Below are 16,908 nucleotides of genomic sequence, written 5' to 3' on the forward strand. Positions count from 1 at the left end.
GGGGCGGTAAGCCGGACGGCCATCGTCCCCTCGACCACCCCAGTGCGCTCAAAACCATGCCCGTCNATCGAAGAAGGCCAGTCGGCCCGGATCCTGCCTGACCAGGGCTGCAAATTCTGTCGAAAATGATCCAGCCCTGCAGCAATGTTCTGCTGTGCCCGAAAAGACTGGAACTTGCTGAAGTAGCNTGGCCAATGGGCATTGTTGTAGATGCCCACCAGGACGAAGCGAGTGTCGGGATGTCGCCCACGAATCAGTTCGATGGTGTGCCGGATGGTCTGCACGCACGCATTCATCTGCCCCATCGCCACAGGTGAATCCGGATCTTCCGCCAGGAGGTCGAGGGATTCCTTCCCGAAGTTGTTGACGCCGGTCCGAATCACGACGACGCCACGTCGCCACCAGACAGGATCTTCATCCATGATGTCCAGGAGACGAGGGGCCTGCCGCCAGGGGCCCTCCATCAGGGTCTCGCAGCCACTGGCCCAGGCCAGATTGTGGCGGTAGTCCTCCTTGCGGGGTGCCCGCCAAGGCAGACCCAGTCCATCGCGCAGTCGGGCCATCGATTGCCAGCGTGGCACGCCCCAAATGCCCCAGGGCCCCAGGTTGAGCTGGTCCCCTCGCATCCGGGCCAGCACTTCCGGCCATTGGAAGGTGGAGGCATGGAAGGCACCTCCCACCGGGGGGCCCACCGGCCCCACGGGAATCCGCCCCTGATAGGACTGGCTGTCGGAATCGCCCAGGACACCAACTGGAATGCCCGTCAGTCCGCGCTCCGCTGGGCCCTGCCGTCCGTTGAGCAGCAGAACCGCCACAGCCACCGCACCGAGCAGCAGCAGTGACAGGACGCCAAGCACGAGGACGCGCGTCACGGCCACTCAATCCTTGGCGGCCAGTGCGACGTCGATGTCAGCGCGCATCAGCTGCGCAAGGTGATCGACCTGGGGTTCCTGCAACAGGCTGGCATGCCCTCCCGGAACATCGCAACCACGCACCCGGCCCGTGATGCGGCGGTCCCACCCGAACTGAGCGTCCCGGTAGAAGGCCGCGAAGGGTTCGTCGCCCGGATCCTGCGTCCCCGCCGAGGCCCGGAACAGCCAGACATCGCCCTGCAGCTTGCCGGTGTGGCCCAGCGCCAGTTCTGAACAGGACAGCACCTCCCGCACAGTGAGCCTCCGCAGCGCTGCTGGCACACGCCACTGGCGGGCCAGATGCAGTCGCAGCAACCACACCCGCACCCGCACCCAGATGCGGGCGAGCCGAGAGCCCACCTGATACCCCACGTAGCCTTTGATCTTGCGCAGCAGCCCCGGCAGGGCCGAACCGACCGCCCCCAGGGCCAACTCGCCCTGCCCGTCCTGGAAAAGCCGGGTGACCCGGTTCAGGCGCCGCTGCGCCTGCAGTCCCTTGATTTTCGGTGCAAAGACATCGGCCGCGTCGAACAGGGCCACCATGGCAATGGCCTCGCCCTCCTGCTGCAGGCGCCGGGCGATCTCGAAGGCGATGTTCCCGCCCACACACAGTCCCGCCAGGATGTAGGGACCATGCGGCTGGGCCGATCGGATCTTGGCCATGTAGTGCTCGACCATGTCCGACATCACCGTGTGCAGCACCACGCCGCTTTCATCGACATGGGGCTGCAATGCGTAGCAGGCATGGCCCTCGTCCAGTCGGTAGGCCAGATTCCGATACAGCAGGATCTCGCCATCCGCGTCGTGAATGAAGAACACAGCGGGTCGACCAGCACCCGCCCTCAGGCGCACCAGCGAGTTGCGTCCGGCCATCTGGTCCAGCACCGTGGCCAGCTGGCGCACCGTGGGTGCTTCCAGCAGCACCGCAGGCCGGACCCGCTTGACCAGGCGCTGCTCGATCTCGGCGATCAGTTGCATGGCCTTCAGCGAGTTGCCACCAATGTTGAAGAAGTTGTCATGCACGCCCACGTGCGGCAACCCCAGCAGCCGGCTCCAGATCTGGCACAGCTCGGCCTCGGTGAGGCTGAGATTCGCCTCCTTCTCGTCCGGGATCAGCGCTTGCGCAGCGGCCGCCGCTGGCGGCTCGCTGGCCTGAGTCACCGGCGACTCGCCCCCTTCGCGGCGGCTCTGGAGGTAGCGCCCTGGAACCGTGTCGCTCTCGCTCAGCAAGCGCTCAAGGTCGGTGTCGGGATTCTCGGCCAGCCGTTGCAACAGTTCCATGAAGCGTGCATGCAGCGCCTGCGCGGTGGCCTGGCTGTAGATGTCGGCGTTGTAGGTGAAGCCACCGACCAGGCGGTCCTGCAACTCCATCAGCCACAAGCCCAGGTCCTCGGTCGCTCCCTTCTGGAAGATGGCAATGCGCTCCTGGGTAAGCGGCCCCCACTGCCATTCCCGGGCACGGGCATCCTGGTAGGAAAACAGTGCCTGATAAAGCCCGGCTTTCTGGGAGAGTACCGCCACCTCGGGCTCCATCGCCAGGCGCTCGAAAGCGATGTCCTGATGCTGAAGGGCCTCAACCAGCGTGACACGCACCTGCTGCATGTATGCCGCCCAGGACAGCGTCTCGTCGACCCGCATCGGCAGGGGCAGCAGGTTGTTGAAGAAACCCATCACCGGCTCCACCTCGGCCATCAGCCGGCCGCGCACCGGCACGCCCATCACGATTGAGGCACTGCCAATGACCCGGCTCATCATGGCGGTGTACACCGCAAAAGCCAGCATGTTGAGCGTGACCTCTCCCTTCCTTGCCAGGGCGCGCAGGCGCTCGGTGGTCGGCGCATCAATCTGCACCCATTCGGTGACGCCAGCACCGCTCATCCCCGCACGACGCGGAAAATCGGTCCACGGCACGGCGGGCGCCTCGGTTCCAGCGAAGCGCTGTTTCCAATAGTCGAGCTGCTGTGCGGCCTCGGTGCCGTTGAGCCACTGGAGGTACCACTCGGCGTAGTCACCGTAGCTGACCGTCAGCGGCGGCAAGGGATCGGCCCGCCCTTCAATGAAGGCTGCATAGAGCGCCGCCATCTCGCCATAGAACAGGTCAAAGGACCAGCCATCCCACACGATGTGGTGCGGCATGAACAGCAGCGCGTGCTCGTCTGTCGCCAGACGGTAGAGCACCGCACGGAAGAGCGGCCCCTGGTGGATGTCGATCGGCGCATCCACCACCTCCTGCATGCGTTGCATCAGCACCGATTCGCGCTCGGCAGCCGGCACATCCGTCAGGTCCACCAAGGGCAGACGAAAGGCCAGGGTCGGCTCGACGATCTGCAACGAGCCCTGGGCCGCTGGAGCGATCCGCGTCCGCAGCGCCGGTTGCCGATCGACGATATGCTGCAGCGCCCGCTCGAAGGCCCGCAAATCCAGCGGTCCCTTGAAACGATGGCCCGATGGCGTGTTGTAGAGCACCCGCTCGGGGTGCAGCTCCTGGACGAAGCGGATGCGCTCCTGCATCGGCGTCAGCGGCGCCGTCCGCCGCCCGGGCAGGGTGACGATGGGCTGCCGCTTGGGCAGCCCTGCCGCGGACAGACGCGTGACGGCCAGCGCCAGCCGTTCCGCATTCGGCGCCTCGAACAGCGCACTCAAGGGCAGGTTGATCTGGAAATGACGGTTGATCTGCGCCGTCAACCGAGCGGCCAGCAGGGAATGCCCTCCCAGTGCGAAGAAGTCGTGCTGAACGCCCAGACCGGGCAACTTCAGCACCTCTTCCATGGCGGTCAGGATGAAGCGCTCGGTGTCATTACGCGCCTGCACCGGGGCGCTGGCTTCCTGCGCACGCCCCAGCTCCGGCGCAGGCAGGGCCTTGCGATCGACCTTGCCATTGGGCAGCAAGGGCATGCGGGGCAGAGACACCACATGCTGGGGCAACATGTAGTCGGGCAGCTTGCCGCGCAGGTGCGCCTTGAGTGCAGCCTCGTCCAGCGTAGCGCCCGGCCGAAGGGTCAGGTAGGCCACCAACCGCGTGTCCCCAGGAGAATCCTCCCGCGCCAGGACAATAGACTGCGCAACACCGGACACCTCCTCGCAGGCCGACTCGATCTCTCCCAGTTCGATGCGGTAGCCGCGCACCTTGACCTGGAAGTCCAGTCGCCCCTGATGTTCCAGCAGGCCGTCGTTGCACCAGCGCCCACGGTCACCGGTGCGGTACAGCGGGCCGGCAACAGCCGCTGGCAAGCCACTGGTGAGGAACCGCTCCTGCGTCAACTCGGGACGGTTCACATACCCGATCGCCACGCCGTGCCCACCGATGTAAATCTCCCCGGGCACCCCGACGGGACAGGGTTGCTGCCGGGGGTCCAGAACCCACACCTCGGTGTTGTCCAGCGGGCGACCAATCGACATGCCTCGGCGCGTCAACGCCGCACCGTCCACGCGCCAGGCAGTTGACCAGATAGTGGTCTCTGTCGGGCCGTAGAGATTCCACACCTGACCCGCTCGCTCCAGCAGCTGCTGCGCGACATCCAGCGGAAACGCCTCTCCACCGACCAGGGCCTTGAAACCAGTCCCGCCGCGCCAGGCGGTGTCCAGCAACATCCGCCAGAGGCTGGGTGTGCCCTGCATGGCTGTCACCGCATGCTGCTCAAGCCAACGGCTCAGCAGGAACGCATCCATCACCACTTCGCGCGGGACGATGAGGGCGCGGGCCCCCACTTGCAGCGGCAGCAGCCACTCCAGCACCGCGATGTCGAAGGACAGTGTCGTGACCGCTGCCAGACAGTCGCCCGCGGCCAACCCAGGCTCACGGATCATGCTGTGCAGGAAGTTCGCCACGGCCCGGTGCGGAACCGCCACCCCCTTGGGCCGGCCGGTCGACCCGGATGTGTAGATCAGGTAGGCGGCATCCTCCGGGCCGGGGTCGTCTTCACCCGGCACCAGCGGAGCGTCGCCCTGGTCCGGCCAGGTCGCGGGACGGTCCAACCACAGCAGGCGCTCGGAAGCATCCGGGCGCCAGGCGGTTGGTGCATTCGAGGCGCCCCCCTCATCCAACACCAGCAGATCCAGGTCTGCATCTTCCGCGTAGAACGACAACCGTTCCGCAGGAAAGCCCGGATCCAGCGGGACATAGGCAGCACCTGCGCGCAAGGTGGCCAGCAGGGCCACCACCATTTCGGCCCGCCGGGTCAGGCACAGGCCTACCCGACCGCCTCGTCGCACGCCGCGTGCACGCATGACCCTGGCCAGCTGATTGGCCCGGCGGTCCAGCGCCTGATAGCTGAGCGAGACGGCGCCGTCGAGCACGGCCACGCTGTCGGGCGTCTTCAGACACTGCTGTGCGAACCCCGCGTGCATGAGTTGCGCGCCGGGCACGGCCGTGGGCAGTGGTTGCAATGCCTTCAGTTCAGCTTGCGCTTGCTCGTTCAACCAGGCGAGGTCGCCCAGCGGCGTCTGCGCGTTGGCAACTGCCGCGCGCAGCAGTGTTTCGAAGGCGGCAAGCCAGCGGCGCACGGACGCCTCGTCGAACAGGTCCGTGTTGTACTGGCACTCGAGACGCAAGCGATCCCCGACCGGCACAGCATTGACGAAGAGCTCGAAGTTCTCGAAATGGCGCGGATTGCTGTTCAAGTCGACCCGCAGGTTCGGATAGGCATGCTCCAGCCCGCGAAGCGGCTGATCGAGGTTGAACATCACACTGACCAGTGGCAGGCGCCTGGGATCTCTGGCGACCTGCAGATGCCGGAGCAGTGCCGCGTAGGTCAGCGCCTGATGCTCGAACCCATCCATCAGCTGCGCGCTGCTGTGCTTGAGCAGGATCGACAGCGGCTGCCCTGGATCCACCGCCAAGCGAATGGGCAGCAGGTTGACGCAGTGACCGACAAGCCCCGTCAGGCCAGAGCTGGCCTGACCCGCGGCCGGCACGCCGACCACCACATCGTCCTGCCCACCAAGACGGCTCAGCAGCAGCCCAAAGCAGCCCAGCAGACAGGCAAACATGCTCACGCCCGATCGCGCGGCCAGACCGCGCAGATCACCCAGCAGATCGGCATCCAGTTCATGATCCAGGCGTCGCGAAGCAAAGCCCCGCATTGCCGGGCGAGCACGGTCTGTCGGCAGGTCCAGCACCGGCAGGCTGCCTTGGTACTGATGCAGCCAGTACCGCTCGTGCTCGCGCATGGCCTCGCTGGCGCCCTGCTCCAGCTCCCAACGCACATAGTCGCTGTAGCCGGCGCAATCCAGCGGGCCAGGGGCCACGCCGATCTGCTCGGCATACAGCGCCCCCAGGTCCATCGCGATCACACCCCAGGACCACCCATCGCAGACGATGTGGTGGGCCGTCAACAGCAGTGCGTGATCGTCGGGCGCCAACTGGTACAGGGCGGCCCGCAGCAAAGGCCCACGCTCCAGATCGAACACCGTTTCAACTGCCTGCTCCGCTGCCAATCGCAGAGCGGCCTCCCGCGCATCCTCCGTCTGCCGCGTGAGGTCCACACGCTGCAAGATCAGCCCGGCATCACGCGACACGAACTGATCGTTGCCGTCGGCGCCAAAGCAGCAGCGCAAGGCCTCATGGCGCAACCCCAGGGCCCGGAGGGCCCCTTGAAGGGCCTCCACATCGAGTACACCCTTCAACCGAAGGGTGACCGACTCATTGAATGCCAGTGAGGCCTGGGGGCTCAGGCGGTCGGCCAGCCACACCTCCCGCTGGGCTTCGCTGGTCGGAAAGACACGGTCGAAGTCACCTTCCGCAAACGGATCGAATTCCGCTTCTCGCACTGCCGCCATGGAGTTCATAGAAAGGTCAGGGTTCCAACTTGATGTATTTTCCGGGCACGCCCGCCTCCGGCACGAACCAGGCCGGGCGCCCGTCCTTGTCGCGTCCGAGTCGGGCATTGGCAACCGGCGGCCGCCCGGCATCGAGGATCGGTGCTGGGCCATTCAGACGCGGCAGGAATCCGGCCTCCTGCAGTTCATCCACGGAGGCCCTGAAAGCCGCCTTGATCTTCTCGATGTCCTGCGGGCTGTGCGCCGTTGTCAGGAAGCACGGGAAGTTATCCAGGATGTGGATCCCCCGGCTGCGCATCATCGCGAACAGGAGATCCTGCAGCGGGTGATCCTCCAGCCAGCTGACGCGCCATAGCGATGCAAAGTTCCGCACCGCCACCGGAGCCCCCACCTGCTTGCAATAGGCGTTGAGGTCATCGGCCAAGGCCTGTGTCTGCCGGTTGAGCTGTTCCTGCAAAGCCGGCCCGCGGTCTTTCAGGTGCTGCAGTGCAGCCTTGGCCGCCGCCAGCGCCAGCGGATGGCGCACGAAGGTGCCGGCGAAGTAGGTCACGCCGACGGTGGGCATCGACTCATCGCCGTATTGCCAGGCCCCGCCATCGAGCGCGTCCATGTAGTCGCGCTTGCCTGCGATCACGCCGATGGGGAAGCCGCCGCCGATCACCTTGCCGTAGCTGGCAAGATCTGCACGGATACCGAACATGGCCTGGGTGCCCCCCAGATGCGCCCGGAAACCGGTGATCACCTCGTCAAAGATGAGGCAGGTCCCACTGGCCTCAGTGATCGCGCGCACCTCGCGCAGGAAGTCCAGGGGCGCGAAATCCGGCCGACGGCTCTGCACCGGCTCCACCAGCACCGCCGCCAGATCCTCGGCGTTCGCCCGGATGAACTCCAGTGCCTCGGGCGTTCCGTAGTCCAGCACACGCACATCCCCGAACACGCCGGACATGATGCCGGGCGCCGCGGGCAGGCCCTTGGCAGCCTTGCCCGCCCGGACCAGGACCTCGTCGAAGGTCCCGTGGTAAGACCCGGTGAACAGGACCACGGTGTTGCGCCCCGTCACGGTACGCGCAATGCGCACCGCCGCCATCACAGCCTCGGAACCAGTGTTGCACAGGCCGGCCCGGTCAAAACCGGTGAGCTCGCAGACGAGCTGGGCCACCTCACCAGCCAGGGGGTGCTGGGGTCCGATCTCATAGCCCAAGTCCAGCTGGCGACGAACGGCATCGTTGACGAAGTCGGGCTGCCACCCAAACAGATTCATGCCGAAGCCGTTGAGGACATCCACATACTCGTGACCATCCAAGTCCCAGAGATGTGCCCCCTTGCTGCGCTCGATGACGATCTGGTAGGTGATCTCCTTGGTCATCGGACGGAAGCCGTTGACCACGCGAGGGTCCGCCAAATGAGCCCGGTGCGTCTCGGTGTATTGCTTGCTGCGTGCCGTGCGTTCCGTGTAACGCTGGATGAAAGCTTGCAGTCGGGCCTGCTGGCGTTCCGTCAGTTCGCTGTTCTGGGTGTGGATGCGGGCAATCGCACCGAAGGCCTTCTTCACGTCGTAGCGGCGGGCTGCGCTGGCCTCGTCGCTTCCATCAGCGCTCACCAGTGCGCCACTGCTGCCCTGGGGCGGTACGGCGGTCGAAGCCAACGGGGCCGCAGGCACAGGCGCCAGACTGGCTGGGCCAGCCGCGGGCTGGCCACCGCCAGGGCCCTGAACGACACCGCCCTGGAGCAGCGCCAGCTGCTGCGCCATGAGTTGCATCTGCTGCTGAATGACCTGCTGCACCAGCGGCTGCGATGCGGCGAAGGCGGGCGTCGCCATGCCAGTCATTGGCAGCATCGGTGCCCCCCCACCCAGCCCCGCAGGTGCAATGACCTCGGAAGAGGAGGCCGCCTCGCGGGCCCCCTCCGACGCAGGTGCGGCCTCCGGGGGCAGGGTCTGGTCCAGGAACGCCGTCAACGCATCCAGGCTGCGATAGTTTTCCATCAGCTGGCGGAAGGTCAGCGAGACCTTGAAGGTCTTTTTGATCTGCAGCGCAGCCTGAGTGAGGGTCAGGGAATCGAGGCCCAGCTCGACGAAGCCGAGATCGCTATCGGCATCTGTCAGATCGATGCCTGCAACGTCCTCGAACACGCCCCGCAGACGAAGGAGCAGTTGCGGACGGCGATCGGAAGGGGAAGCAGCAGCGGCCATGGGCGAACTCCCGGCAGAAGAAATGGCGGACAAAACAGGAGATATGGAAGCGGATACCGATGCGGGGGCAGGAGCAGGCCCTGCCTCCGGGGACGAGGGGGTCAACCAGATCCTGCGCCGCTCGAACGGATAGGTGGGCAGCGCCAGCCTTTGCCGATCCGTCGCAGGATGGGCCACCGACATGGCGGGCTCGATGCCCAGCGTCCAGAGCTGCCCCCAGGCCAATGCCATGGTGAATGTCTCGCTCTGTGGCTGATCGGCCAGACAGGCCACGGCAACCGGAGGCACCTGACCGGGCCGCTGGTGCTGCCGGGCCAGGGTGGCGAGGGTGCCACGAGGTCCCAGCTCAAGGAAGGCAACGTCCCCGAGCCCCGCCTGTGCAGCCCGCAACGCAGGCGAGAAGCGAACGGTGTCACGCAGATGCCGAGACCAGTAGGCCGGGTCCGTTGCCTGCGTTGCCACCAGAGCCTCGCCGGTCAGGGTGGAGTAGATGGGCAGTTGGGGTGGTGCCAACCGGACAGCCCGGACCTCGGCCTCGAAGGGGGCCACCACCGCATCCATCATCGGTGAATGGAAGGCGTGGGAGGTCTGCAGGGAACGGCTCACGATGCCGGCAGACTCCAGTTGCTGCTGCCAGGCCTCTATGGCGCTCACCGGTCCGGCCACCACCGTGGCATTGGGCCCGTTGTCCGCAGCCAGAGCCAAGCCCTCTGGCAGGCGGGCCACAACCTCCTGCGCAGACAGGCGCACGGACAGCATGGCGCCGCCGGGGAGCGCCTGCATCATCGCGCCACGACGGGCCACCAACCGAGCGGCGTCCTCCAGAGTCATCACCCCAGCCAGCACCGCGCACACGAACTCGCCCACGCTGTGGCCGATCAATGCAGCTGGGCGCAGGCCCCGGGCCAGCCACAGCTGAGCCAGGCCATATTCCAGACAGAACATCGCCGGCTGTGTCACACCAGTGTGGCGCAACACCTCGGCGCCTCCGTGGAACATCCGGTCTTTCAAGTCGAAGTCCAGTGTCCCACGAAGTGCCTCGAAACAACGGTCCAGCGCTGCGCGGAACACGGGCTCGGCGTCATAGAGCCCCTGCCCCATTCCCTCGTACTGGGCACCCTGGCCGGAAAACAGCCAAACCAGCTGTGGGACCTGCCGGCCCAGCATGCGCACCGAGCGCCCCGGGGCATCCGCTGCGCGCAAGCCTGTGACTGCTTCGGCGACGGTGCTCGCCACCACACACATGCGATGGCTGAAGCGGGCGCGCCCTACCTGCAGCGTGTGTGCCACGTCGGCCAGATTGACGGTCGGACCGGCCTGGTCCAGCCCCTCGGCCAGGCGGGCGGCCATCGTCTCCAGCGCAGGCTTGCTGCGCGCCGACAGCAGCAGCAATTGCGGCCCCTCGGCCGGGCTGGACGGTGCACGCAGCGGTGCCTCCTCCAACACGACGTGGGCGTTCGTGCCTCCGACGCCGAAGCTGCTGACACCCGCGCGACGCGGCAGACCGGCGCGGCGCGGCCAGGCGCTGAGTTCCTTGTTGACCACAAAGGGCGTGCGGGCGAAATCGATGGCCGGGTTCGGCGAGCGGTAATGCAGCGTGGCGGGCAACGCTTCGTGCATGAGGGACAGCGCCGTCTTGATGACCCCCGTCGCGCCCGCGGCCGTCACCGTGTGGCCCACATTGCTCTTCGCGGAGCCCAGCCGGCAGGCGCCGGCAGTCAGGCCCGAGCCCTGGAATGCCCTGGCCAAGCCCTCGACCTCGACCGGATCGCCCAGTGGCGTGGCTGTGCCATGGGCCTCCACATAGGAGATGTCGCGAGGATGGACCCGTGCGTCCTCCATCGCGGCACGAATGACCGCCGCCTGGCCTTCAGGGCTGGGCGCCGTGAAGCTGGCCTTGCCGCCGCCATCGTTGTTGATGGCCGCGCCACGGATCACCGCGCACACCGGGTCACCATCGGCCAGTGCGTCTTCCAGCCGCTTGAGCAGCACCATCGCCGCCCCGTCGCTGAAGATGGTGCCTCCTGCCTCGGCGTCGAAGCTGCGCGTGTGGCCGTCCTTGGACAGCATGGCCCCTTCTTGGTAGAGGTAGCCGGCACGCCAGGGCACAGTCACGGCGGCCCCGCCCGCCAGCGCCATGCGGCAGCGGCCCAGGCGCAGGGCCCCGACCGCCTCGGAGATGGCCACCAGAGAGGTCGAACAGGCCGTCTGGACCGACACGGCCGGCCCCTTCAGATTCAATCGGTGCGCGATCCGGGTGGCGACATAGTCCTTGTCGTTGGCCAGCATGACCTGGAACTCACCGACCTGCTCCACGACTTCTGGGCATCTGTTCAGGATGCGCTGGGCGTAGCTGTTACCGAACAGACCCGTGTACACCCCGGCGAACACGCCGACCGGCGCATCGCAGCGGTTCGGGGCATGCCCGGCACGCTCCAGGCATTCCCAGGCCAGCTCCAGCAGAAGGCGCTGCTGCGGGTCCATGACCTCGGCTTCGCGCTCCCCGATCCCGAAGAAGGCGGGATCAAACTCCTCGACCTGTTTGAGCACCCCGCGAGCCCAGACGTAGTCGGGGTCTGCGCGCAGGCGAGCGGGCACCATCGGGTCCACGGTGGTGTCGTCGAATCGTTCGACGGACTCCACGCCCTGCCGAAGGTTCTCCCAGAACGCCTCGACAGAGGAGGCCCCAGGAAAGCGACCGGACATGGCAATGATGGCGATGTCGCCTCCTGCGGCCACCGGTGTGCCAGAAGTGGCGGCCATGGCTGCCGTGCCGCCAGCAGCCAGCGCCTGAGCCAGTCCCGCTGCGGTCGGCTGCTCGAACAGCACGGGCACGGGCAGCGTCACGCCCTGCTCCTCCCGCAGCGTCCTGACCGCACGGATCGCCAGCAGCGAATTGCCGCCGAACTCGAAGAAGTTGTCTTCGCGCCCGATCTCAGCCATGCCCAGCAGCCGTGCAAAGACCTGGCAGATCGCCTCTTCGAGGGCACCGCGCGGTGCTTGGTACGGGCCGGCCGTGTCGGGGCGCTGACGCAGGGGCGCCGGCAGTGCCCGCTTGTCGAGCTTGCCGTTCTCGGTCAGCGGCAGCGCCTCCATGCCCACGAAGGCCACCGGGCACATGTAGTCTGGCAGGCGCTGAAGCAGAAACTCCCGGAGTCCATGATGGAGTTCGGACGCCGAGGGCACCAGATAGGCGACCAGCTGCGCCTCGCTTCCGGGGCCTTCGCTGCGCGCCACCACGGCGCAGGCGCGAACCCCTGGCCACTTCAGAATCTGGGCCTCGATCTCGCCGGTCTCGATGCGAAAGCCGCGGATCTTGACCTGCTGATCCATCCGGCCGAGGTACTCCAACTCGCCATCGGGCAGATACCGGGCGAGATCTCCGGAACGGTAGAGCCGGACGGGCTGTGCGCCGCCCGGCGGGGTCCATTCCAGAAAGCGGGCCGCGTTGAGATCCGGACGGTTCAGGTAACCCAGGCACACGCCCACTCCGCCGACGTAGATCTCGCCCACCTCCCCTTCGGCCACCGGCCTCTGCTGCTCATCCAGCAGCCAGAGATCCCAGCCCGGAATGGGATCGCCGATCACGCTGCCCAGACGGGCCTCCACGTCAGACAGGGACACCGGGCGGTAGGTGACGAACACCGTGGTCTCGGTGATGCCGTACATGTTGATCAGCTGAGGCTGTCGATCGCCGAAACGGTCGAACCAGGGACGCAGCGACTGCAGTTCCAGAGATTCGCCGCCGAAGATCACGTAGCGCAGGGCCAGGGGACCGTCCCAGTCCTCCAGCGCCATGACCACCCCCTGGAAGGCCGAGGGCGTCTGATTCAGCACCGTCACGCCCTCTCGGGACAGGAGACTCAGGAACTCACGCGGTGCTCGGCTGGTGAGGTAAGGCACCACCACCACCCGCCCGCCATAGGCCAGCGCGCCCCAGATCTCCCAGACCGAAAAGTCAAATGCATGGGAGTGGAAGAAGCTCCAGACATCCTGGGGGCCGAAGCCAAACCAGGGCTCCGTGCCGATGAGCAACTGCAGCACATTGCCATGGGTGACCAGGCAACCCTTGGGTCGCCCGGTGGAGCCGGAGGTGTAGATCACATAGGCCAGAGGATCAGCGCCACCCGTCGCCGGCGGGTTCTCAACCGCTTCCTGCCGCCAGGCCGGAGCCGGATCGTCCAGCCGCAACACAGGCAACTGCCCAAGCGCAGGCAGCCGATCGATGCTGGACGCAGACGTCAGCATGGCCGCTGGCGCGGCGTCCTCCAGCACGAAGCTGACCCGGTCCTTCGGGTAGGCCAGATCCAACGGAAGGTAGGCGGCCCCGGACTTCAATATCCCCAGCAGCCCAACCACCATGTCGATAGAGCGCTCCAACGCGATCGCGACCAGGGAACCGTCCCCAATACCGAGGCGGCGCAGGTGCCAGGCCAGTTGGTTCGCCCGTCGGTTCAAGTCGCCATAAGTCAGGGACTCTCCATCCATTGTGACGGCCCGCGCGTCCGGCCTCAGCGCCGCCTGGGCCTCCACCAGCGCATGGATTCGCCATGCGGCCCCGGAATCGGGGGACAAATGCTTGAGAGAAACAACGTCGTCAGATTGAGGCATGAGAGCCCTCCCTTGCCGCGGGATCCAGCGCGTAGCGGGAATACTCCCCTCCCACGCCGACAGATCCGCGCCTTTGCCCGAAGGCCCGCTGCAAACCCAGCAGGCCACTGTAGAGCGCGCCACTCACAGCGTCCCACCATGGATGCATCCCCACCCGTGCAGGCTGCATGCCCATCTGACGCAGCCGCTGATGCAGAGCGTGCAGCCGTGCATTGCGGATGGTGGAATGTGTGTAATAAGTAAAGCTGGCGGTGATGGAGACACCATCCCCGTTCTCGACCATGTGAGGACTGGTGGCCGGCATGTAGGCGCCCATGCCCGGTTCCAGCTGAAAAACATGCGCCCGCGCCCGCAGGGCATCACGCCATGCCACCAAATCACGGTTGTGGCTGGCATGGAACAGATCACGCGCCTCCTCGCTCACCGCCTCCAGGTCATCCGGCTCCCAGACGTACAAGGTCTTGCGACCCTTGATCTGGAGGATGAAGTTATGTTCCTTGTCGATGTGGAACGGTGTCACTGCGCGCGGAGAGGTCAAAAAGATCCAGCCGCCCCGGTAGCACATGCCCGGGTCCAGCTTGTCCAGCATGGGCTTCACGCTCTCAAGCACGCCGTCCACCAACTCCCGGTAGGTCTCGTCAGCCTGGACATTGAGGAGTGACATCCAGACGCCCGCGTTGTCAAGGTCGTCGAGCGTCGCCACCGCTGTTCGTCGATTCGGAAAGATGGCGGGGGCATGGTTGAACGCCGTCCCGGCCGTCGCTTGCGCCGTATGCGCGCGCACGCTGCGCCGCTGCTCCAATCGAGACGCCAGCGCCATCAAAGCCGGCTTGGCGAACAGGGGGTGATCCTCCAGGTGATGCCGGAGCTCAGAAACCCGCCAAGGGTCAAAAGACGTGGAAGGAAAGTCAAATAAAGGCGACGACAACTGCATAAGGCTCCTCTTTGAGTCACTTCCATGTCCGTATTGCCGCTTTACAAAGATCCCCACAGGCACCATCACACCCAAGCACGGCGCATGAGATTGATTCTGGAGCCCGGCGCTGGGCGCTGTTTCATTTGAACACCATCTCTCGGGACAGTGTTAATCCTGAGGCAACCCGCACCTGCTTCATCGTACGCGTTCAGGATGACACCGCCCCGCATCCAGACGATGTCCGTGTCCATCCTGGGCCTGAGGACCCAATCGGGTCTCAGTAAGCGCTTCGATCGAAGAACATGAGCTTGGCGGTCTTGAAGATGATCAAGAGATCCAGCCCCAGAGACCAGTTCCTCAGATATTCCAGGTCGTACTCGACTCGCCTGGCCATCTTCTCCAGGGTGTCGGTCTCTCCGCGCAAGCCGTTCACCTGCGCCCAGCCAGTGATTCCCGGCTTGACCTTGTGCCGAGCCATGTAGGCCTTGACCATGCCGCGGTACATCTGGTTGTGCGCCACCGCGTGGGGACGCGGGCCGACGATGCTCATGCGCCCCTGGAGCACGTTGAAGAACTGGGGCAGCTCATCCAGGGACGTCCGACGGATGAACGCGCCGAAGGGCGTCACCCGCGCATCGCCCCGCTTGGCCTGCACCACCGTGTCGTCGTTTTCCTGGACCGTCATCGAACGGAACTTATAGACCTCGATGATTTCTCCGTCCAAGCCGGTGCGTCGCTGCCTGAAGATCACCGGACCAGGCGAACTCAACCTGACGCCCACAGCCACCAGCAACATGACCGGGCTGATCGAGAGAAGGATCAGGCTCGCCAGCATCAGATCGCTTGTCCGCTTGATCAGGCCATTGACCCCGGTGAAGGGCGAGCTCAGCAAGCCCACCACCGGCACACCCCCCATGTCCGTCAGACGCCCCTGGATGATGCTCAGCCCAAAGATATCCGGAACGAAATGCAGGGATGCTGTGGTGTTTTGAAGAGCTTCCATGAGCCCCGCAATGCGAGGCTGCGACGTGAGCGGCAAGGTGATGAAAACATCCTTCACGCCATGCGCATCGATGAACTGGGGAAGCTCGTCCATCTTGCCCAGCAAGTACCCATGGGTGGACTCGGGCACACGATCGCCCGAACGGTCGTCAAACACGCCGAGTAACTGCCGGCCTTCCCAGGCCCGCTTGGCCAGCACCTCGGCGACACGCAGACCCATCCTGTTGGCCCCAACGATCACAGCGAGACGACGGGTCTGCGAAGTCTGGGCGCGATGACTCATCCAGGCACCGACCCCCTTGGCCAACGTCCATTGCGCCAAAGGCACCGCGAAGCCCCAGGTGATCAGCAGGTCGGGTGGAAAGGCTTCCCAACCGTTGGTGACATACCCCAGCAGCAGCAGGAGCAGCAGGCAGACCGTCAGCCAATGAACAACAATCTCCGCGGCTGTGTGGGTTGGACCATGACGCAGGCGGGTCAACCAGGGATAGGTCAACAGGAGAAAAACCACGACCGCCTTGGCCACGCCGCCAAAGGGCCACCCATAGGCCAGGTGAAACAGGTACAGCAGCAGCACGGCGATGCCTGGCTCGAGCACCGTCCAGATCAGACTCGACACCGGGGGCGGGTCGTTGATGAAGATGTTGCGTGTGCTTTGTTCGTCCTGCATGTCACACCACCAGTCAGGCCCAGCAATGCTTCTTCCGTGCAGGCTTTTCGGACTCGCGCCGCGCGCGTCCCCCACTGGCGCTTCTGCGCTTCCAGTGGGGCGCCCCCCAACCTGCCCAGGGGACCATCGGCAACTCACATGCTCGGCCTGACGTTGGGTGATGTCCAGACCCTCCGATGGGTAAAAGTGCCGGAGTTCCCAGATCCATCCTTGCTCCCGAGGATCCGCCGCCCCAGACCACCGAATGCCCGTCCTCGATTCAGGGGACAGCCTCGGACTGCATGGGCAGAGGAGGACGCCAGGCCAAAGGCAAGGCGCCTGTGTGTGCCGGAGCCAGCCACAGCGGAACCGGACCGTGTCCACCCAGGACTCGGTTACCGGCGATCACGAAATTTCGTCCACCCAGCGCCAGGTCGAGACTGGTCTGCCTGTTGCGGATGAAGGTGTTGTTCTGGATCAGCACGTTGCTGACGCCTTCGGCCGAGGTGTCGTTCTCCGGGCAGATCGCCACCGTCCACTGGTTCGTGTCAGACGGGTCGCCGAAGAGGTTGTTGGCCACCACCACCTGCTCCGAATACCACGCATCGTCCTTGTACGCATCGGTGTAGGCCGTCAGACCGCCACTGTGCAGCTTCAGCGAGTGGTACGTCCCCGACGGGTTGATCCCCCTGAGCTGGTTGTGCGCCACGATCGCCTTGCGCACCTTCGTGAAGCGCGCCGTGTGGTACTTCGAAACACCCATCACGTTGCCCAGCATCGCGTACTGCGAGCCGTCACCGAACAGGTTGTAGCCCCCGTCGCTGAACGTGCCCGTCACCTTGTTCTCCAC

At 65.6% G+C, this 16,908-nt stretch carries 5 protein-coding genes; all 5 read right to left on the reverse strand.

Annotated elements, in window-relative coordinates:
* Positions 1-878 precede the first annotated feature (878 nt).
* Positions 879-6,698 (reverse strand): non-ribosomal peptide synthetase, encoded by a 5,820-nt coding sequence (locus I73_RS26510; protein ID WP_022979973.1) that lies wholly within the window; start codon positions 6,696-6,698, stop codon positions 879-881.
* A gap of 7 nt (positions 6,699-6,705) precedes the next feature.
* Complete coding sequence (locus I73_RS26515; RefSeq protein WP_083876603.1) at positions 6,706-13,491, reverse strand: type I polyketide synthase; 6,786 nt, start codon at positions 13,489-13,491, stop codon at positions 6,706-6,708.
* Positions 13,478-14,425, reverse strand: coding sequence for a cupin-like domain-containing protein (locus tag I73_RS07085; RefSeq protein ID WP_022979975.1), 948 nt, complete (start codon positions 14,423-14,425; stop codon positions 13,478-13,480). The genes I73_RS26515 and I73_RS07085 overlap by 14 nt, the downstream gene beginning before the upstream one ends.
* Before the next feature lie 259 nt (positions 14,426-14,684).
* On the reverse strand, positions 14,685-16,079 hold the full coding sequence (locus I73_RS07090) for an undecaprenyl-phosphate glucose phosphotransferase (protein WP_022979976.1): 1,395 nt from the start codon (positions 16,077-16,079) through the stop codon (positions 14,685-14,687).
* Positions 16,080-16,338: 259 nt separating this feature from the next.
* The coding region (locus tag I73_RS07095; RefSeq protein ID WP_026096417.1) for a hypothetical protein at positions 16,339-16,908 on the reverse strand (570 nt) is incomplete at its 5' end.

Origin of the sequence: Ideonella sp. B508-1, assembly GCF_000333615.1 — a bacterium.
Lineage (GTDB): Bacteria > Pseudomonadota > Gammaproteobacteria > Burkholderiales > Burkholderiaceae_C > Ideonella.